At 73.6% G+C, this 18,855-nt stretch carries 22 protein-coding genes; 12 read left to right on the top strand and 10 right to left on the bottom strand.

Going from position 1 to position 18,855, the window contains the following annotated elements:
• The first annotated feature begins 173 nt into the window (after positions 1–173).
• Positions 174–599 carry a PaaI family thioesterase gene (locus EOE48_RS09935; RefSeq protein ID WP_127728642.1) on the top strand — a complete coding sequence of 142 codons (426 nt, stop codon included), beginning with the start codon at positions 174–176 and terminating at the stop codon, positions 597–599.
• Positions 600–605: 6 nt separating this feature from the next.
• Here the strand turns inward: EOE48_RS09935 and EOE48_RS09930 are convergent, their stop codons facing one another.
• The gene (locus tag EOE48_RS09930) at positions 606–998 is read right to left on the bottom strand and encodes a response regulator (RefSeq protein WP_127728641.1); all 393 of its coding nucleotides are present in this window, start codon (positions 996–998) and stop codon (positions 606–608) included.
• Positions 999–1,196: 198 nt separating this feature from the next.
• On the opposite strand from EOE48_RS09930, the gene EOE48_RS09925 reads away from it, so the two are divergent.
• The 5 genes from EOE48_RS09925 (at position 1,197) to EOE48_RS09905 (ending at position 4,981) form a co-directional block, all read left to right on the top strand.
• Positions 1,197–1,796, top strand: coding sequence for a DUF1285 domain-containing protein (locus EOE48_RS09925; protein WP_127728640.1), 600 nt, complete (start codon positions 1,197–1,199; stop codon positions 1,794–1,796).
• On the top strand, positions 1,793–2,464 hold the full coding sequence (locus EOE48_RS09920) for a CoA pyrophosphatase (RefSeq protein ID WP_425463643.1): 672 nt from the start codon (positions 1,793–1,795) through the stop codon (positions 2,462–2,464). The genes EOE48_RS09925 and EOE48_RS09920 overlap by 4 nt, the downstream gene beginning before the upstream one ends.
• Complete coding sequence (locus EOE48_RS09915) at positions 2,461–2,718, top strand: DUF6111 family protein (protein WP_127728639.1); 258 nt, start codon at positions 2,461–2,463, stop codon at positions 2,716–2,718. The genes EOE48_RS09920 and EOE48_RS09915 overlap by 4 nt, the downstream gene beginning before the upstream one ends.
• The gene (locus EOE48_RS09910; protein ID WP_127728638.1) at positions 2,715–3,980 is read left to right on the top strand and encodes a CCA tRNA nucleotidyltransferase; all 1,266 of its coding nucleotides are present in this window, start codon (positions 2,715–2,717) and stop codon (positions 3,978–3,980) included. The genes EOE48_RS09915 and EOE48_RS09910 overlap by 4 nt, the downstream gene beginning before the upstream one ends.
• Before the next feature lie 218 nt (positions 3,981–4,198).
• Positions 4,199–4,981, top strand: coding sequence for a DUF4198 domain-containing protein (locus EOE48_RS09905; protein ID WP_127728637.1), 783 nt, complete (start codon positions 4,199–4,201; stop codon positions 4,979–4,981).
• Positions 4,982–5,135: 154 nt separating this feature from the next.
• Here the strand turns inward: EOE48_RS09905 and EOE48_RS09900 are convergent, their stop codons facing one another.
• Entirely contained in the window at positions 5,136–5,636 is a 501-nt protein-coding gene (locus tag EOE48_RS09900; protein ID WP_127728636.1) for a GNAT family N-acetyltransferase, read from the bottom strand.
• Positions 5,637–5,918: 282 nt separating this feature from the next.
• Between EOE48_RS09900 and EOE48_RS09895 the strand changes: the two genes are divergently transcribed.
• From EOE48_RS09895 to EOE48_RS09880, 4 genes are read left to right on the top strand one after another with little or no spacing between them, the layout of a single operon-like run.
• Positions 5,919–6,770, top strand: a complete 852-nt coding sequence (locus EOE48_RS09895; protein ID WP_127728635.1) for a transporter substrate-binding domain-containing protein — start codon at positions 5,919–5,921, stop codon at positions 6,768–6,770.
• A gap of 11 nt (positions 6,771–6,781) precedes the next feature.
• Positions 6,782–7,486 carry an ABC transporter permease gene (locus EOE48_RS09890; protein ID WP_127728634.1) on the top strand — a complete coding sequence of 235 codons (705 nt, stop codon included), beginning with the start codon at positions 6,782–6,784 and terminating at the stop codon, positions 7,484–7,486.
• Entirely contained in the window at positions 7,483–8,184 is a 702-nt protein-coding gene (locus EOE48_RS09885; RefSeq protein ID WP_127728633.1) for an ABC transporter permease, read from the top strand. The genes EOE48_RS09890 and EOE48_RS09885 overlap by 4 nt, the downstream gene beginning before the upstream one ends.
• An 11-nt stretch (positions 8,185–8,195) precedes the next feature.
• Positions 8,196–8,990 carry an ABC transporter ATP-binding protein gene (locus EOE48_RS09880; protein WP_127728632.1) on the top strand — a complete coding sequence of 265 codons (795 nt, stop codon included), beginning with the start codon at positions 8,196–8,198 and terminating at the stop codon, positions 8,988–8,990.
• Positions 8,991–8,999: 9 nt separating this feature from the next.
• On the opposite strand, the gene EOE48_RS09875 is transcribed toward EOE48_RS09880, so the two are convergent.
• The 3 genes from EOE48_RS09875 to EOE48_RS09865 all read right to left on the bottom strand — a co-directional run bounded on the left by EOE48_RS09875 (position 9,000) and on the right by EOE48_RS09865 (position 11,725).
• Complete coding sequence (locus EOE48_RS09875; protein ID WP_127728631.1) at positions 9,000–10,037, bottom strand: aldose epimerase family protein; 1,038 nt, start codon at positions 10,035–10,037, stop codon at positions 9,000–9,002.
• A gap of 73 nt (positions 10,038–10,110) precedes the next feature.
• Positions 10,111–10,965 (bottom strand): prephenate dehydratase, encoded by an 855-nt coding sequence (locus tag EOE48_RS09870; protein WP_127728630.1) that lies wholly within the window; start codon positions 10,963–10,965, stop codon positions 10,111–10,113.
• Positions 10,966–10,981: 16 nt separating this feature from the next.
• Positions 10,982–11,725 (bottom strand): 3-deoxy-manno-octulosonate cytidylyltransferase, encoded by a 744-nt coding sequence (locus EOE48_RS09865; RefSeq protein WP_127728629.1) that lies wholly within the window; start codon positions 11,723–11,725, stop codon positions 10,982–10,984.
• 263 nt (positions 11,726–11,988) lie between these two features.
• Here EOE48_RS09865 and EOE48_RS09860 point away from each other — a divergent pair, with 263 nt between their 5' ends.
• Entirely contained in the window at positions 11,989–12,528 is a 540-nt protein-coding gene (locus tag EOE48_RS09860) for a c-type cytochrome (protein ID WP_127728628.1), read from the top strand.
• Between the two features lie 67 nt (positions 12,529–12,595).
• Here the strand turns inward: EOE48_RS09860 and EOE48_RS09855 are convergent, their stop codons facing one another.
• The 5 genes from EOE48_RS09855 to ubiE form a co-directional block, all read right to left on the bottom strand.
• Positions 12,596–12,802 carry a hypothetical protein gene (locus EOE48_RS09855; protein WP_127728627.1) on the bottom strand — a complete coding sequence of 69 codons (207 nt, stop codon included), beginning with the start codon at positions 12,800–12,802 and terminating at the stop codon, positions 12,596–12,598.
• A gap of 79 nt (positions 12,803–12,881) precedes the next feature.
• Entirely contained in the window at positions 12,882–14,111 is a 1,230-nt protein-coding gene (coaBC, locus tag EOE48_RS09850; protein WP_127728626.1) for a bifunctional phosphopantothenoylcysteine decarboxylase/phosphopantothenate--cysteine ligase CoaBC, read from the bottom strand.
• Between the two features lie 74 nt (positions 14,112–14,185).
• On the bottom strand, positions 14,186–15,445 hold the full coding sequence (locus tag EOE48_RS09845; RefSeq protein ID WP_127728625.1) for an ABC transporter substrate-binding protein: 1,260 nt from the start codon (positions 15,443–15,445) through the stop codon (positions 14,186–14,188).
• A 28-nt stretch (positions 15,446–15,473) separates the two neighbouring features.
• On the bottom strand, positions 15,474–17,024 hold the full coding sequence (gene ubiB / locus EOE48_RS09840) for a 2-polyprenylphenol 6-hydroxylase (protein WP_127728624.1): 1,551 nt from the start codon (positions 17,022–17,024) through the stop codon (positions 15,474–15,476).
• Between the two features lie 40 nt (positions 17,025–17,064).
• Positions 17,065–17,823, bottom strand: a complete 759-nt coding sequence (ubiE, locus tag EOE48_RS09835; protein ID WP_127728623.1) for a bifunctional demethylmenaquinone methyltransferase/2-methoxy-6-polyprenyl-1,4-benzoquinol methylase UbiE — start codon at positions 17,821–17,823, stop codon at positions 17,065–17,067.
• Positions 17,824–17,938: 115 nt separating this feature from the next.
• Between ubiE and mutM the strand changes: the two genes are divergently transcribed.
• Positions 17,939–18,829 carry a bifunctional DNA-formamidopyrimidine glycosylase/DNA-(apurinic or apyrimidinic site) lyase gene (gene mutM / locus EOE48_RS09830; RefSeq protein ID WP_127728622.1) on the top strand — a complete coding sequence of 297 codons (891 nt, stop codon included), beginning with the start codon at positions 17,939–17,941 and terminating at the stop codon, positions 18,827–18,829.
• The last annotated feature ends 26 nt before the right edge of the window (positions 18,830–18,855 follow it).

Here is an 18,855-nt window from a genome sequence, read left to right as displayed (position 1 = left end):
TCCTCGCTTGGCTCAAGACTTGGAGGGATACTTGGTGGGGGTTCAGGTAGGGCCGGACCCTGGGCCTGCCAGGACGACGCTCTGGACCGGGACGACCGCACCGGTCATGACTGCGCCCTCCGATTCCCGGGCCCGGGAATCCCGGGAGGAAACCTGCCGATGAGTCCTGCCGCATGAGTGACGTCGATCTCGCCGACGGATCCTGGCGCCCGTTCACCGATCCGGGCTTCGTCGATCTCGTCGGCCCTGTCCTGGTGCGCGAGGGCGACGGGCCGGCGGCCTACGCGTTCCGGGCCGAGACCAAGCACGCCAACCTCATCGGCGTGGTCCAGGGCGGCATGCTGATGACCTTCGCCGACCGGGCGCTCGGCGTCGTCGCCATGGCGGCGGCGGGCGGCCAGAACTGCGTCACGATCCAGTTCGAGATGCAGTTCGTCGGCGCGGTCCGGATGGGGGACGTCGTCACGCTGGTGCCCGAGGTGGTGCGCCGCACCGGGACGCTCGCCTTCATGCGCGGCGACCTGCGCTGCCGCGGCGAGGTCGTGGCGACCGCGACGGGGGTGTGGAAGATCCTGCGACGCCGGCCGGAGCAGGGCTGAGGGCGGTCAGGCGGACCGCCCGCGGGCGATCCGGCCGAGCGTGCGGACGACCTCGGCGAGGTCGACCGGCTTCTGCAGCCGCGCGGCGTCGGCGAAGTCCTCCGGGATCACCGCATCGTCGTAGCCGGTGATGAACATCACGGGGACGCCGCGGCCGCGCAGCTCGCGCGCCAGATCGAACGACGGCCCCGTCCCGAGATTGATGTCGAGCACGGCGCCGGTCGGCGTCCCGGTTCCGAGCGCCGCCCGGGCGGCCGCCTCGTTCCGGCACGGGCCGAGGACGATGCCGCCGGCCCGGCGCACCGCCCGGGCGGTGTCGGTGGCGAGGTAGTAGTCGTCCTCCACCACCAGGATGCGTTCGCCGCTCAGGCCGGCGGTCGTCGGGTCGCTCGGCACCATCGCAGCGAAGAATCCGGTCCGGTGCGGGGCCGGCGGACCGGTCCGAACGACCGCAACCCGGCTCCGCTTGCGTCGGCCCGGTTTAGGAAACCGGAGCGCCGCGGCCAACGCCAAAAGATAGACAATCGCCGGACGGGGCGGCACGACGGCGGCCGACGACCCGGTGCCTTTCCGACGCGACTCCCCTATCTATCGCGCATGACGAACGAACCGCACGGCGCCCCGCCGCAGGGAGTCCTCGAACGCCTCAGCGCCGCCCTCGGCAGCGAGGCCGGGCGCCGCGGCCCGCCGCCGGTGGAGCGGTGGAACCCTGACTATTGCGGCGAGATCCCGATGCGGATCGCCGCCGACGGCACCTGGCACTACAACGGCAGCCCGATCGGCCGTCCGGCGCTCGTCCGGCTGTTCGCCTCGATCCTGCGGCGCGACCCGGACGGGCGCACGGTGCTGGTGACCCCGGTCGAGCGGGTCGGGATCGAGGTCGAGGACGCGCCGTTCCTCGCCGTCGAGATGGCGGTGGAGGGCGAGGGCGACGGGCGCAGCATCGCGTTCCGCACCAACGTCGACGACCTCGTGCCCCTCGACGGCGACCACCCGCTGCGCTTCGAGCGCGACGCCGAGGGCGGCCTGAAGCCCTACCTGCGGGTGCGCGGCGACCTGTGGGCGCTGGTGACGCGCTCGCTGACCTACGACCTCGTCGAACTCGGCGAGGAGCGCGAGGACGGGGGCGAGCTCTGGTTCGGCCTGCCGGCCGGCGGACGCTTCCACCGCATCATGCCGGCCGCCGACCTGTCGTGAGCGTGCAGGCTGGAACGGTGCCCGACGACGCCCTGGCGGCGGTCCTCGCCCGGGTCCGGGCGGGCCTGCGCCCCGACCCGCCGGGCCCGCAGGACCCGACCTCGAACCCGCGCGGCGACCACGACCTCGAACCGGACGTGATCGAGGCGGCGCTGGCGCGCCCGCCGCGGCTCGCCGCCGTGCTGGTGCCGCTGGTGCCGCGCGGCGACGCCCTGACGGTGCTGTTCACCCAGCGCGCGGCCCATCTGCGCGACCATTCCGGGCAGATCGCGTTTCCGGGCGGCAAGATCGATCCCGGCGATCCCTCGCCGCTGGCCGCCGCCCTGCGCGAGGCCGAGGAGGAGATCGGCCTGTCGCGCCACGCCGTGCGCCCGCTCGGCTACCTCGATCCCTACCTGTCGGGGACCGGCTTCCTCGTCACGCCGGTCGTCGGGCTGGTGGCGCCGGAGACCGGGCTCTCCCTCAACCCCGACGAGGTCGCCGACGCCTTCGAGGTGCCGCTCGACTTCCTGCTCGACGTCGCCAACCACGCCCTGCACAGCCGGGAATGGCGCGGCCGGCAGCGGCGCTACTACGCGATCCCGTTCGGCGATCGCTACATCTGGGGCGTCACGGCCGGCATCGTGCGCAACCTCACCGAGCGCCTGCGCGAGGATCCACCGCGATGATCCGGTCCTTCCTCGACGAGGTTCTGCTGTTCCTGGCGCCGTTCGGCGTCTACGGCCTCTACCTGCTGCTGCGCAGGCGCAACCCGTTCGCCTGGGTCCACTGGAGCGACCAGGCGATGCGGCTCGCCATCGTCGGGGCGGTGCTGGTCGTCGCCTGGCTGCTCCAGGCCGGGCTCTCGGCCGAGCGGCACCCCGGCGGCTTCGTCCCGACCCACATCGAGAACGGCCGGGTGGTCCCGGGGCAGTTCCGGTGAGCGCCGGCCTCGACGAGGCCCGCCTCGCCGGCCTGTGCGGCCGCCCGCGCCTGCGCCGGGTGCTGGAGGCCCTCGACGCGCCCGGCGAGGAGACCCGGCTCGTCGGCGGCGCCGTGCGCGACGCGCTGCTCGGCCGGCCGGTGACCGACATCGACCTCGCCACCACCCTGCTGCCGGACGAGACGGCGCGGCGGGCCGCGGCGGCGGGGCTGAAGGCGGTGCCGACCGGGATCGCCCACGGCACCGTGACGGTGGTGGCCGAGGGCGAGCCGTTCGAGGTCACGACCCTGCGCGAGGACGTCGAGACCGACGGCCGCCACGCCGTGGTGCGGTTCGGGCGCGACTTCGCCCGCGACGCCGAGCGGCGCGACTTCACCGTCAACGCCCTCTCGGCCGCCGCCGACGGGCGGATCCACGACACCGTCGGGGGCCTGTCCGACCTCGCCGCCGGGCGGGTGCGCTTCATCGGCGCTCCGGCCGAGCGCATCCGCGAGGACTACCTGCGCATCCTGCGCTTCTTCCGCTTCCACGCCCGCTACGGGCGCGGCGCGCCGGATCCGGACGGCCTCGTCGCCGCGGTCGCGGCCCGGGACGGCCTCGACGGGCTCTCCCGCGAGCGGGTGCGGGGGGAGCTGCTGAAGCTCATGCCGGCGCCGGGCGCGCCGGAAGCGGCCGCGATCCTGTCCGGGACCGGGCTGCTGCAGCGGCTGACTGGCGGAATCGGCGACCTCGGCCGGCTCGCCCGCCTCGCCGCCGGCGGGGCGGCGCCCGACCCGGTGCTGCGCCTCGCCGCCCTGCTGGTCCACAGCGAGGCCGATGCCGACCGCCTGCGCGAGACCCTGCGGCTGTCGAAGGCCGAGCACGCCCGGATGGCCGCCTGCGCCCGGGCGGCCGCGAGCCTGCACGGGGCCGTGGACCCGCTCGACGGGCCGGACCTGCGCCGCCTCGTCGCCCGGCACGGGCTCGCCGCGGTCACGGACGCGGCCGCGATCCTCTCCGGCGAGCCGCGCCCGGTCCTCGCCGACGATGCCCGGGCGCAACTGGCGGCGTTCGCCTCGGACGCCGAGCCGGTGCCGGTGTTTCCGCTCACCGGCGCGGCCCTTGTCGCCCGCGGCGCCCGCCCGGGCCCGGATCTCGGCCGCGCGCTGGCGGCGGCCCGGACGGCCTGGCTCGACCGGGGCTGCCCGGTCGGAGGCGGCATCCGCCGGGAGCTGACGGGCGTCGCCCTGGCGGCGCTCGGCCTGCGGGCGGCCGGGGCGTGAGCGGACGGGAGCGAATCGGCGGGCCGGCGCGTTACATCGGCTGGATTCCGGCCGGCCCGCGCCGTCCGTCGTCCGCACGCCGGGTCCGGCGCAACCCGGGCAGACTTGCGTCGGCAGGCCGACGCTTCGTCCGCCCAGGATTCTGTTTTGCCGCAGGTTCTCGTCGCGAAAGCGGCAGCCGCTTCTGCGAAACCTGCTCAGGAGCACGACCCGTCGTCATGCAGCGAGCCACCCGAACCGCCGCCCTTCTCGCCGCCCTGGCCGGGTTCCTGGTGCCCGGCGGCGGGGCCGCGGCGCAGGAACTCTGGCTGACGACGAGCAGCGGCGAGGCCGGCCCGCAGGTGCGGGTGAATTTCGGCTCGCCGCGGGAGCGCCGGGTCCCGAGCCGGCCGAAGCTGCTCTCCCTCGTGGCGATCACCCCCGACGCCAGCGCCAACCTGTTGCCGGAGGTCAGGCCGAGCGCCCCCGACGTGCCGCCGGCCCTGGTCGCGCCGCTGCCCTCGAAACCCGCCCGCACCCTGGTCGCGGCGACCTACGACAGCGGGTACTGGGTGACCCTGAAGGACGGCGCCAAGCGCAACACCAGCCGGCTGATGGAGCCGGAGGCCGAGGCCGGTCGCTGGACCGTGCGCTTCGCCAAGGCCGCCCTCGGTCCGGAGGCGCCCTGGCAGCGGGTGGTCGGCCACATCCTGGAGATCGTGCCGCTGGAGGTGCCGAGCGCCAGCGCCGGGGCGATCCGCTTCCGGGTGCTGTTTCGCGGCCGGCCCCTGGCGGGCGCTGCCGTGTTCTACGCCGACAATTCCGGCGACCTCGGCCAGCGCCAGCCGCCGGCCTCGGTCACCGACGAGGCCGGGGTCGCGACGGTGCCGATCCGCCAGCCGGGCCTGCAGATCGTCAGCGTCAGCCACGCCGAGGACCCGTCGCTCGCCCCGGCCCTGGCCGACCGCGACGATTACAGCGCGACCTTCGCGTTCCGCCTCGACGAGGCGACGGTGAACTGAGCCGGCCCGGCACCGCCGTTCCGTTCGGAAGGCGGGCCGGCCCCCTCGACGACGGTGCCTTCCGCCCGAACGCTCCCGGCCCCCGGGCGGCACGGATCGCGGCCGGAGGCCGGGCGCTCCGGCGACGCTCGGAACGGATCGTCCGAAAACCGTATCACGCCCCGCCGACGACGTTGCCCCGCGCCTCCGCCAGCGCCCCCTCGCGCAGGTCCAGCGCCAGGAACCGCCCCGGATCGACCGGGCCCGGCAGGACGAGATGGCGCGGGGGCACCGGGCGGAAACCGAAGCGGGCGTAGTAGGGCGCGTCGCCGACCAGCAGGACGAGGCCGTGGCCGCCGGCCCGCGCGGCGTCGAGGGAGGCGGTCATAAGCGCGCCGCCGATGCCGCGGCTGCCGAAGGCCGGATCGACCGTGAGGGGCCCGAGCACGAGGGCGGGAGCACCGCCCGCCCGCGCCGGCGAGACCCGCACCGAGCCGACCAGCAGCGTGCCGACGAGGGCGGTGAACGACAGGTCGGCGAGATGCGGCACGCCCTCGCGCAGCCGGAACGCCGTGCGGGCGAAGCGCCCGGGACCGAAGGCCCGCTCGTGCAGGCGGTCGATCGCGGCGGCGTCGAGGGAGGTTTCGGGACGGATGACGAGGGGCAGGAGAGTCACGACGGGGCTCGCGGCTGGGAGGACGGACGGCGATGGGGACGGCGGTCAGCCGTTCCGTCGTCGCGTCGCGTTCACCCTCGGCCCCACGGCGCGGTCTCCTGCGGGGCGTCGTCCCCGCGGTCCCGCCGCATAGCAGCGCCGGCAGGCCGGCGCAAATCCGGCCCGCGGCCCGGCTGGCACGCGAGTCGCATCGTCACGGGGACGGCCGGTCGGGGCGGCTTGCGCAGACGGGCGGGTTGCGGGTTAGCTGCGGCGAGACGCGATGATGGGAGTAGACGCACGATGAAGGCCCGGTCGATCCTCGCCCTCCTGGCATGCCTCGCCGCCCCGGTCGCGGCGCAGGCCCAGGACGCCGTGCCCGCCACCGTGCGGATCGCCACCGAGGGCGCCTACGCGCCCTACAACTTCACCAAGCCGGACGGCAGCCTCGACGGGTTCGAGATCGAGCTCGGCCGCGAGGTCTGCGCCCGCGCCAAGCTCAAGTGCGAGTTCATCGCCCAGGACTGGGACGGCACCGTCCCGGGCCTCCAGGCGAAGAAGTTCGACGCGATCATGTCGGGCATGAACATCACCGAGGCGCGCCTGAAGGTGATCGACTTCTCGAAGCCCTACAGCATCGACCATTCCGGCTTCGCCGTGGACGCCAAGGGGCCGCTCGCCAAGCTGCCGATGAACGGCGCCAGCATTCCGCTCGCCAACGAGGCCGAGGCGCAGAAGGCCCTCGACGCGATCAAGCCGCTGCTCAAGGGCACGACGATCGGCGTCCAGGTCTCGACCGTCAACGCCGCCTTCCTCGACCGCTACCTCAAGGGCACGGCGGAGATCCGCGAGTACAAGACCACTGAGCAGCACGACCTCGACCTCGCCGCGGGGCGCATCGACGCGATCTTCGCCAACGACGCGCCCCTGCGCGCCACCGCCGAGAAGCCGGACTTCGCCGGCAGCATCGTGCTCGCCGGGCCGCGCTTCCTCGGCGGCATCCTCGGCCGCGGCGCCGCGATCGGCCTGCGCAAGGGCGACACCGCGCTCAAGGCCAGGCTCGACGAGGGCATCGCCTCGGTGATCGAGGACGGCACCCTGAAGCGTCTCTCGACCAAGTGGTTCAAGGCCGACATGACCCCGCCGCAGGGCTGACGGCCCGGCGCATGGGCACCCTCGCGCTCCTCGGCTTCGGTCCCGGCGGCTGGGGGGCGGCGCTGCTCGGCGCCGCCGCCACCACGCTGCTGCTGGCGCTGGCCGGCTTCGCCCTCGGGCTGGTGCTCGGCGGGCTCGCCGCCGCGGGGCGGATCGCCGGGCCGGCGCCGCTGCGGCTGCTGGCCACCGGCTACACGACGCTGCTTCGCGGGGTGCCGGACCTGCTGGTGATCTACCTCTTGTATTTCGGCGGCAGCGCGGCGCTCGGCGGGATCGCGGGCTGGTTCGGCCATGCCGGCTATGTCGGCGTGCCGCCGTTCTGGGTCGGCGCGGTGGCGCTCGGGCTCATCTCGGGCGCCTATCAGGCCGAGGTGTTCCGCGGTGCCTACGCGGCGGTCGACCGCGGCCAGATCGAGGCGGCGCGGGCGGTCGGCATGCATCGCGGGCTGATCCTGCGCCGGGTGACGGTGCCGCTCGTCGCCCGCACGGCGCTGCCGGGCCTCGGCAACGTCTGGCAGATCCTGCTCAAGGATTCGGCGCTGGTCTCGGTCACGGGACTCGTCGAGTTGCTGCGACAGGCCCAGGTCGGCGCCGGCTCGACCCGCCAGCCGTTCCCGTTCTACCTCACCGCCGGCGCGCTCTACCTCGCCATCACCACGGTCTCGAACCTCGCCTTCGCCCGGGCCGAGGCGCGGGCGCGCCGGGGGCTGCCGTGATCGACATCGCCTTCCTCGCCGAGAGCCTGCGCGCGCTCGCCGCCGGCCTGCCGCTGACGCTCGGCCTCACCGGCGGCGCGGTGGCGCTCGGCCTCGTCCTCGCCGGGCTCGCGGCGGCGGGGCGGCTGTCGGGGATCGCGGTCCTCGACGGGCTGGCGCGGCTCTACGTGTTCGTGTTCCGCGGCACGCCGCTGCTGGTGCAGCTCTTCCTGATCTATTACGGCCTCGGCCAGTTCCGGCCCGACCTCCAGGCGCTCGGCCTGTGGTGGTTCTTCCGCGAGCCGTACTGGTGCGCGCTGCTGGCGCTCACCCTCAACACCGGCGCCTACACCGCCGAGATCATCCGCGGCGGGGTGCTGGCGGTGCCGCACGGGGCGGTGCTGGCCGGCCGGGCCTGCGGCATGTCGCGCGGGCTGCTGCTGCGCCGGATCGTGCTGCCGCTCGCCGCCCGGCAGGCGCTGCCGGCCTACGGCAACGAGGTGATCTCGGTGGTCAAGGCGACCTCGCTCGCCTCGACCATCACGCTGCTCGACCTCACCGGCATCGCCCAGAAGCTGATCGCCCAGAGCTTCCGGGCCCTCGAGGTGTTCGTCTGCGCCGGCGCGTTCTACCTCGCGATCAACCTCGCGATCATCGGCCTCGTGCGGCTGGCCGAGACGATCCTCGCTCCCGACCTGCGCCGTCCGCGCCCGGTTTGATGGGACCCGTCATGCTCGCACCGTCCCCCGTCCCGCCCGAGGCCGTCGCGGTCCGCGACCTGCGCAAGCGCTTCGGCGCCGCCGAGGTGCTGCGCGGCGTGTCGCTGACGGCCCGGGAAGGCGAGGTGGTGGCGATCCTCGGCGCCTCGGGCTCGGGCAAGTCGACCTTCCTGCGCTGCCTCAACCTGCTGGAGGTGCCGGATGCCGGCGAGATCACGGTGGCGGGCGAGGCGGTGCGCTGGCGCCAGCGCCGCGGCGGCCGGGTGCCGGCCGACCGCGGGCAGGTCGACCGCCTGCGCGCCCGGGTCGGCATGGTGTTCCAGGGCTTCAACCTGTGGTCCCACCGCACGGTGCTGGAGAACGTGATCGAGGCCCCGGTCCACGTCCAGGGCCGCGAGCGGGCGGAGTGCGTCGCCGAGGCCGAGGCGCTGCTCGCCAAGGTCGGCATCGCCGACAAGCGCCACGACTACCCGGCGCAGCTCTCCGGCGGCCAGCAGCAGCGCGCCGCGATCGCGCGGGCGCTCGCGATGCATCCGCGGGTGATGCTGTTCGACGAGCCGACCTCGGCCCTCGACCCGGAGCGGGTCGGCGAGGTGCTCGCCGTGATGCAGGCGCTGGCCGAGGAGGGCCGCACGATGCTGATCGTGACCCACGAGGTCGCCTTCGCCCGCGACGTCGCCCACCGGCTGGTGTTCCTGCACGAGGGCCGGATCGAGGAGGACGGCCCGCCGGCCGAGACGATCGCGGCGCCGCGCTCCGACCGCCTGCGCCAGTTCCTGGCCCGGTGCCGGATCGGGGTGGCGTGACGACGGGCGTCACGCCACCGAGAACCGGTAGATCGTCGTCGCCCGGAACCGCTCCCCCGGCCGAAGCACGGTGGAGGGGAAGTCCGGCCGGTTCGGGGCGTCCGGGAACGCCTGCGCCTCGAGGCAGAGCGCGTCGCCGGGCCGGTACAGGCGCCCGCCCGGCCCAGCGAGGCGGCCGTCGAGCTGGTTGCCGCTGTAGAGCTGCAACCCGGGCCGGGTGGTCAGCACGTCGAGGCGGCGGCCGCTCCGAGGGTCGTGCACCCGCGCCGCCGGGCGCAGGGCGTCGCCGGGGCCGAGCACGAAGGTGTGGTCGTAGCCCTGGCCGCGGACCAGTTGCGGGTCGGCCTCGCGGATGCGCGCACCCAGTGGCACCGGCTCGCGGAAGTCGAACGGCGTGCCGGCGACCGGCGCCATCGTCCCGGTGGGGATCCCCTCGCCGTCGACAGGGAGGTAGTGGTCGGCGAACACCGTCACCTCGTGGCCGAACACGTCGCCGCTGCCCTCGCCCGCGAGGTTGAAGTAGCTGTGGTTCGACAGGCTGACGACCGTGGCGGCGTCGGTCTCGGCCTCGTAGTCGATGCGCAGGCCCCCGTCCGCGTCGAGGCCGTAGGTCACGGTCGTCGCGAGGGCACCCGGAAACCCCTCCTCGGCGTCCGGGCTGACCCGGTGCAGGACGATCCGGTGGTCGTCCGCGGACAGCACGTCCCAGGCGTGGCGGTCGAAGCCGCGCGTGCCGCCGTGCAGGGTGTTGCGGCCCTCGTTGCGGGTCAGGGCGTGGGTCGTGCCGTCGAGGACGAAGCGGCCGCCGGCGATGCGGTTGGCGTAGCGGCCGAGCAGGCCGCCGAAATGCGGACTCACCGTCTCGTAGCGGTCGAGCCGGTCGAGGCCGAGCACGACGTTGGCGATGCGGCCCGCCCTGTCCGGCACCTCGACCGTCTGGACGATCGCGCCGTAGCTCAGGATCCGCACCCGCAGGTCGCCGCGGGCGAGGGTGTGGCGGGTCACCGCCGCGCCGTCGCGCGTGGTGCCGAAGGGTTCTGCCTGCATCGCGTCGCGCGCCTCCGGCCGGGAACGCCGGTGCGCGCGCCGGGTTGCAGGCGACCCGACCGCCGGTCGCGGCCTACTCGGCCGCCGGGCGGGCGTTGGCGCGGAACGGATCGGCCGGATAGGTGCCGATGATCCGCAACTCGCGCGAGAAGTAGTCGAGTTCCTGGAGCGCCCGGCGCAGGCCCGGATCGTCGGGATGGCCGTCGACCTCGGCGTAGAACTGGGTCGCGGTGAACTGGCCCTCGACCATGTAGCTCTCGAGCTTGGTCATGTTGACGCCGTTCGTCGCGAAGCCGCCGAGCGCCTTGTAGAGCGCCGCCGGGATGTTGCGGACCCGGAACACGAAGCTCGTCACCGTCGGGCCCTCGCCCGGCGGCGGCGGCGCCGCCTCGCGCGACAGCACGACGAAGCGGGTGGTGTTGTGGGCCTCGTCCTCGACGTCCTCGGCGAGGATCGACAGGCCGTAGATGTCGGCGGCGAGCCGCGGCGACAGCGAGGCCCGGGTCGGGTCGCCCGCCTCCGCGACCTGCCGGGCGGCGCCGGCGGTGTCGGCGGCGACCACCGCCTTGAGGCCGAGGCGGCGGATGATCCGCCGGCACTGCCCGAGGGCGTGGATGTGGCTGTGGACGGTGCGGATCGCCTCCAGCGGCGTACCGGGCAGCGCCATGAGCTGGAAGTGGATCGGCAGGAACCGCTCGCCGACGATGTGCAGGCCCGAGGTCGGCAGCAGGTGGTGGATGTCGGCGACCCGGCCGGCGATCGAGTTCTCGATCGGGATCATGCCGAGGTCGGCGCTGCCGTCGATCACCGCGCCGAGCGCGTCCTCGAAGGTGGCGCAGGGCAGCGGCGTCGCGTCCGGGTAGGCCTGGGCGCAGATGATGTGCGAGTTCGCGCCGGGCTCGCCCTGGTAGGAGATCGTCAGTGGCATGATGGGTCGGTGTCGATCAGTTGAGGCGCCGGGCGGCCATCACGGCACGGGCGCGTTCGAGGTCGTGCGGGGTATCGACCCCGAGCGGCACGTCGTCCACCACCACGGCGTCGATCCGCATGCCGGCCTCGAGCGCGCGGAGCTGCTCGAGCTTCTCGCGCACCTCGAGGGTGCTCGGCGGCAGCGCCACGAAGCGCTCCAGCGCCTTCCGGCGATAGGCGTAGAGGCCGATATGGTGGTAGTGCGGCCCGCTGCCCCACGGCGCGGTCGCCCGTGTGAAGTACAGCGCCCGCAGCCGCTCCGGCCCGATCGGCGAGCCGACGAGCTTCACGACGTTCGGGTCGGTGCGCTCCTCCTCGCGGGCGATCTCGGTGCACAGGGTGGCGATGTCGACGGTGCGGTCGGCGAGCGGCAGGACCGCGGCGGCGATGACCGCCGGGTCGATCGTCGGCAGGTCGCCCTGGACGTTGACCACGACGTCGTGGCGGCCCTCCGGGTCGACCACCGACAGCGCCTCGGCGAGCCGGTCGGAGCCGGACGGATGGTCGGGCCGGGTCAGCACCGCGAGGCCGCCGACCGCCTCGACGGCGTCCACCACCACCGGCGCGTCGGTGCACACCACCACCGGGCCGAGGCCCGATTCGACGGCGCGGCGCCAGACCTGCACGATCATCGGCTCCCCGGCGATGTCGGCCATGGGCTTGTTCGGCAGGCGCGTCGCGGCGAGGCGCGCGGGAATCAGCACGATGGGATCGGACATGGCGATAGCAGACTTCGGCGACGGCGGCGTTCGATGGCTTCGGTGAGGCGGAGGCTCCTTAGCAAGCCGGACCCGGGTTGTCATCGCGGGGTTCCGGCCACGGTCGTCCACATTCGGATGCCGGTGCGACCAACCGCGTTGCGCTTGACCATTGTCAACCCGCGCGCCGAGCGGCTAAGCACCCTACGATGTTTCCAGGGAGCGGACGGCACGGTCCGCCCGTCAACGAGGAACGCTCGAACGAGCGCCGGAGCTGCCGAAAGATGGATTCCTTCGAGCTGAACAAGGTCGCCGGCGCGGTGCTCGGCGCACTTCTCCTGGCCATGGGTACGGGGTTTCTCGCCGAACTGATCTACAAGCCGAAGCCCGCCGGCGACCGCGGCTACGCCCTGCCGGTGGCCGAGGAGACCGCCGGCGGCGCCGCCGCCGAGGCCCCCAAGGAGGAGCCCCTGCCGGTGCGCCTCGCCAGCGCCGACGCGGCCAAGGGCCAGGGCGCGGCCAAGAAGTGCATGGCCTGCCACAGCTTCGAGAAGGGCGGCCCGAACAAGGTCGGCCCGGACCTGTGGGGCGTCGTCGGGCGCCACAAGGGCGGCCACGAGGGCTTCGGCTATTCCGCCGCCATGAAGGCCAAGGGCGGCGACTGGACCTACGACGACCTCGACCACTTCCTGAAGTCGCCGAAGGGCTTCGTCCAGGGCACGATCATGGCCTTCGCGGGCGTGTCCTCGCCCCAGGAGCGCGCCGACATCCTGGCCTATCTCAAGACCCTGTCGGACAGCCCGGTCGAGTTCCCGAAGCCCTGACCGGCCTCGCGATCCGTCCACGACCCCGCGAACCCGGCCCCGGCGGCCGGGTTCGTCGTTTCCGGGGTCAGCGCCGGCGCTCGCACACCGTCTTGACGTAGGTTCCGGGCTCGGTGCCGCGGCCGCTGCCGGCGGCGATCGAGGGGCCGAGCAGCAGGCATTCCTGCGGCGAGTGGGCCGGCGCCGTCATCACGTCCTGAGCGGTGTCGCGGGTGCAGTCCTGCGCCGGCACCGACGACAGGCAGACGAGGGCGACGACCAGGATGCCAGACATGGAAACCTCCGACGGCGGAGCCATGCAATTTAATCCCTGACGCTGTGCCGAAAACCCGCGTATCCTGCGCTATAATGCATCACTCGGGCGGGGTGCCGGCGAGGTCGGCGAGGCGGGCCACCAGCCGGCGGGCGACCTCGTCCTTGTCGAGGGTCGGCCAGGTCTCGACCGAGCCGTCGCGGCCGATCAGGTGGACGGTGTTGCGGTCGCCGCCCATCACGCCGCCCGCCGCCGAAACGTCGTTGGCGACGATGAGGTCGCAGCCCTTGCGGGCGATCTTGGCCCGGGCGTGATCGAGCACCGAGGCGGTCTCGGCCGCGAACCCGACCACCAGCGGCGGGCGTCCCTCCCGCCTTTGCGCCACGGTGGCGAGGATGTCGGGATTCTCGACGAGGCGCAGGGGCGGCGGGCCCTCGGTGCCCTTCTTGATCTTCTCGTCGGTCTCCGCGGCCGGGCGCCAGTCGGCGACCGCGGCGGCGAAGACCGCGACGTCCGCGGGCAGGGCCGCCTCCACCGCCGCCAGCATCGCCCGGGCGGTCTCGACCCGCACCACCGTCACGCCCGGCGGATCGGGCAGGATCACGGGGCCGGAGACCAGGGTGACGCGGGCGCCGGCCCGGGCGGCGGCGGCCGCGATGGCGTGGCCCTGCTTGCCCGAGGAGCGGTTGGCGAGGTAGCGCACCGGATCGATCGGCTCGTGGGTTGGGCCGGAGGTGACGAGCAGGTGGCGCCCGGCGAAGGGTTTCGCGTCCGCCCCGCCGGCCAGCAGGGCCGCGACGGCGTCGGCGATCTCGTGCGGCTCGGCCATCCGGCCGGGGCCTGTCTCGGCCTCCGCCATCGCGCCGCTGTTGGGGCCGACCACCGCGACGCCGTCGCCGCGCAGGGTCGCGAGGTTGCGCACCGTCGCCGGGTGCTGCCACATCCGCACGTTCATCGCCGGGGCGATCAGCACCGGCAGGGTCGTGGCGAGCAGGACCGTGGTGGCGAGGTCGTCGGCCTGACCGGAGGCCATCCGGGCCATCAGGTTGGCGGTGGCCGGCGCCACCACCACCGCGTCGGCGTCGCGGGCGAGGCGGATATGGCCGATATCGGCCTCGTCCTGGCGGTCGAACAGGTCGGTATGGACGCGCTGCCCCGACAGGGCACCAGCGGCGAGCGGCGTCACGAAGGCCTGGGCGCCCTCGGTGAGCACGCAGCGCACCGTCGCGCCGCGCTCGCGCAGCCGCCGGATCAGGTCGAGGGACTTGTAGGCCGCGATGCCGCCGCCGATGACGAGGAGCACCCGCCGGCCGCCGAGGGGAAGGGTCATCCGGGGCTCCTCGTCCGTCTCCGCCGCACCCGCGCCACAGGCGCGGAGCGGCGTGCGGAGTCAAGCGTCCGCGCTCAGTTCGCCTTCACCAGGGGGCAGTTGCCCTCGCTCATCGGCCGGAAGGCGTCGTCGCCCTTCACCACCGCGACCTGCCGGTAGAGGTCCCACTCGCCCTTCGATTCGGCCGGGGTCTTGACCTGCATCAGGTACATGTCGTGGACCATGCGGCCGTCCTCGCGGATGCGCCCGCCCCTGGCGAACATGTCGTCGACCGGCAGCTCGCGCATCTTCGCCATCACGGTCTTCGCGTCGTCGGTGCCGGCGGCCTTGACGGCCTTGAGGTAGTGCCCGACCGCCGAGTAGACGCCGGCCTGATGCATCGTCGGCATCAGGCCGTACTGCGCCTTGAACCGGGTCGCGAAGGCCCGGGTCTCGTCGTTGCGGTCCCAGTAGAACGCCGTGGTGAGGAACAGCCCCTGCGCGACGGAGAGCCCGAGGCTGTGGACATCGTCGATGTTGACGAGGAGCGCCAGCAGCTTCTGCCCGCCCTGGACGATGCCGAACTCGTGCGCCTGCTTGATCGCGTTGACGGTGTCGCCGCCGGCATTGGCGAAGGCGATCACCTTGGAGCCCGAGCCCTGGGCCTGGAGCAGGAACGACGAGAAGTCGGCGGTGGCGAACGGCGCCCGCACGGTGGAGAGCACCTTGCCGCCCGAGCGCTTCACCTCGGCGATGGCGTCGCGTTCAAGCGCGTGGCCGAAGGCGTAGTCGGCGGTGACGAAGGACCAGGTGTCGAGGCCCTGCTTCACCACCGCGCTGCCGGAGACGTGCGAGAGGGCATAGGTGTCGTAGGTCCAGTGAACCCCGGTCGGCGAGCAGGCCGGCCCGGTGAGGTCCGAGGTGCCGCCGCCCGACACGATCAGGATCCTGCCCTTCTCCTTGGCGATCTGCTGCACGGCGAGCGCCACCGAGGAGGTCGGCACGTCGAGGATCACGTCGACGCCGTCGCGGTCGAACCACTGGCGGGCGACGTTGGAGCCGATGTCGGGCTTGTTCTGGTGGTCGGCCGAGACGACCTCGATCGGCTTGCCGCCGAGCGAGCCGCCGAAATCCTTGACCGCCATCTCGGCGGCGATGGCCGAGCCGCGGCCGGTCGAGTCGGCGTAGACGCTCGACATGTCGGTGAGGACCGCGAGCTTCACCTTGCCGTCGGTGAGCGTCGGCTCCTGGGCGCCGGCGGCGCCGGAGAGGACGAGGATCGCGGCGGCACCGAGCAGGGCGCGGCGGACCGTCCCGCCGGTGGAGAGGACGGGACGGGGGCGGGCGTAGCGCATCGGCGTGTCTCCCAGGCTTTTCGTGGGATCAGCGCAGCGCCTGCATCAGGAGGGCGATGGCGATGATCCAGAGCGCCAGGGTAGACCAGACCACGCGCCGCGTCTCCTGCCGGATGCGGCGCTCGACCTTGGCGACCTCTCGCAGGCCCTCCTCGTCGAGGCGCACGAGGATGCGCTTCAGCCGCTGCGACAGGTCGGGCACGTCGGCGACCACGTCGGCGAGGGTCCGCACCGCCCGGCCGGCCTCCTCGATCCGCCCGACCGGCCCGAGGTTGCGGGTGAGCCACGCGCGCACCACCGGCTCGGCGGTGGTCCACATGTCGAGGCGCGGGTCGAGAGAGCGGGCGACGCCCTCGACCACCACCATGGTCTTCTGGAGCATCACCAGTTCGGTCCGGGTGCTCATGTCGAACAGCGCGGTGATGTCGAACAGCAGGGTGAGCACCTTGGCCATCGAGATCTCGTCGGCCCGGCGCTGGTGGATCGGCTCGCCGATGGCGCGGATCGCCTGGGCGAAGTCGTCCACCGAGTGGTGGCCCGGCACGTAGCCGGCCTCGAAATGCACCTCCGCCACGCGGCGGTAGTCGCGCATGATGAAGCCGAGCAGGATCTCGGCGAGGAAGCGCCGCTCCTTGTTGCCGAGCCGGCCCATGATGCCGAAATCGACCGCGACCAGCCGGCCCGCCGGATCGACGAACAGGTTGCCGGGATGCATGTCGGCGTGGAAGAAGCCGTCCCGGATCGCGTGGCGCAGGAACGACTGGATCACCGTGCGCCCGAGCGCCTCGGGATCGTGGCCGGCCGCGACGATCGCCGCGCGGTCGTTGAGGCGGATGCCGTCGATCCACTCGCTCGCCAGCACGTCGCGGGCGGTGAACTCCCAGATCGGCCGAGGGACCCGGAAATCCTCGTCGCCGCGGGTGTTCTCGGCGAGTTCCGAGACCGCGGCGGCCTCCAGCCGCAGGTCCATCTCCATCAGGACCGAGCGGGCGAGGGTCTCGACCACCTCGCGCGGGCGCAGCCGCTCGGCCTCCGGGCGCATCCATTCCACCACCCGGGCCATGAACCGCATCGCCTGGATGTCGCGGGTGAAGCGCTCGCGCACCCCCGGCCGCATCACCTTGACGGCGATGAGCGTCTCGACCCCGTCGGCGTCCCGGATGCGGGCCTGGTGGACCTGGGCGATCGAGGCGGCGGCGACCGGCGGGCCGAAGGACAGGAACGCCTCGGAGACCCGGCGGCCGATCGCCGCCTCGACGGTGGCGACCGCGACCTCCTGGGGGAAGGGCGGCACCCGGTCCTGCAGCCGCTCCAGGTCGCGGGCGGCGGCCATGCCGACGATGTCGGGCCGCGTCGCCAGGAACTGCCCGAACTTGACGTAGGACGGCCCGAGCCGGGTCAGGGCGGCGGGCAGCCGCCCCGGGCCGAGGCCGGGCCGCTCCAGCTTGCGGCCGAAGCGCAGCACCAGCCGCAGGTGCGGCGGCAGGTCGGCGGCGTCGACGAAGCTGAGCCCGCCCTCCCGGGCCATGACCCAGCCGACATGGATGCCGCGGGCGAGGTGGATCACGGCGCTCAGCACGGCCGGCGCCTCGCGGTGGACGAGGAGGGAGGATTCACGCTCAGGCGACCTTCCAGCCCGAATGGATCGCGCAGATGCCGCCGCTCAGCGGGCGATGGGTGACGCGGGAGAACCCCGCCTCCTCGATCATCCGGGCGAAGGCGCCGGGGCGCGGGAAGCGGCGGATCGACTCGACGAGGTACTGGTAGGAATCGCGGTCGCCCGCCACCATCTCGCCGATCCGCGGGATCACGTTGAACGAGTAGGCGTCGTAGATCCGGTCGAGGCCCGGCACGTCGACGTGGGAGAATTCGAGGCACAGGAAGCGCCCGCCCGGGGCGAGCACCCGGTGGGCCTCGGCCAGGGCCAGCTCGATCCGCGGCACGTTCCGGATGCCGAAGGCGATGGTGTAGGCGTCGTAGACGCCGGAGGGCAGCGGCAGGCTCTCGGCGTTGCCGGCCACGAAGGCGATGCGCTCGCCGTAGCGGCGGCCGGCGCGCTCGCGCCCGACGCCGAGCATCGCGTCGTTGATGTCGAGCACCGTGACCTCGGTCTCCGGGCCGCCGGCCTGGAGCGAGCGGAACGCGATGTCGCCGGTGCCGCCGGCCACGTCGAGGTGGCGGAAGCGGCGGGTGCGCGACGGCCGCAGGGTCGAGATCAGGGCGCTCTTCCAGACCCGGTGCAGACCCGCCGACATCAGGTCGTTCATCACGTCGTAGCGCTTGGCCACCGAGCGGAAGACCTCGTTGACGCGGCCCTGCTTCTCGTCGAGGCGCACGCGCTCGTAGCCGAAATCGGTGCTGCTCTCGTCGCTCGCCATGCTCACGGTCCCTTTCGCCGGGGTTCCATAGCGAAGGCGGTGGCGAAGCACCATCTGGAGCGGGCCGGCCGGGGGTGCGGTTCTTCCGCCGTCCCCGCCCAGATCCGGATGAACGATGCCCGAACTGCCCGAAGTCGAGACCGTGCGCCGCGGCCTCGAACCCGCGATGGTCGGCGCCCGCTTCGCGAGCGTGCGCCTCAACCGCCCGAACCTGCGCTTCCCGTTTCCGGCCCGCTTCGCCGAGCGGCTGACCGGCGAGACCGTGACCAGCCTGTCGCGGCGCGCCAAGTACCTCGTCGCCGACCTGACCTCGGGCGAGTCGCTCGTCATGCATCTCGGGATGAGCGGGCGCTTCGACGTGCGGCTGCCCGACGGCCGCACCGTCTCGCCGGGCGACTTCTACCTGGAGGGCGCCCAGGGCCAGGCCAAGCACGACCACGTCGCCTTCGCGCTCTCCAACGGCGCCGCGGTGACCTACAACGACGCGCGCCGGTTCGGCTTCATGGACCTCGTCCCGACCGCCGACCTCGCATCCTGCCGCCACTTCGCCGGCATGGGCATCGAGCCGCTCGGCAACGCCCTCTCGGGGGAGAGCATCGCGGCGCTGTTTTCCGGCAAGCGCACGCCGCTGAAGGCCGCCCTGCTCGACCAGCGCCTCATCGCCGGGCTCGGCAACATCTACGTCTGCGAGGCGCTGCACCGGGCCCGGCTCCATCCCGAGGCGCCGGCCGGCTCGCTCGCCGACGCCGCCGGGCGCCCGACCGCCAAGGCCCGGACCCTCGCGACGGTGATCCGCGACGTCCTGACCGAGGCGGTGGCGGCCGGCGGCTCAACCTTGCGCGACTACGTCCACACCGACGGCAGCGCCGGCGCGTTCCAGCACGCCTTCCGGGTCTACGACCGCGAGGGACTGGCCTGCACGGCCCGGGGCTGCCGCGGCGTGGTGCGGCGGCTGGTCCAGTCCGGCCGCTCGACCTTCTACTGCGAGACCTGCCAGCCGCGGTGATGCCCGTGCGGCGGCGCACCGCGACG

It is taken from the genome of Methylobacterium oryzihabitans, from assembly GCF_004004555.2.
Lineage (GTDB): Bacteria > Pseudomonadota > Alphaproteobacteria > Rhizobiales > Beijerinckiaceae > Methylobacterium > Methylobacterium oryzihabitans.
Note: the sequence above shows the minus strand (reverse complement) of the source record. Positions and strands in the feature narration are given on the sequence as shown.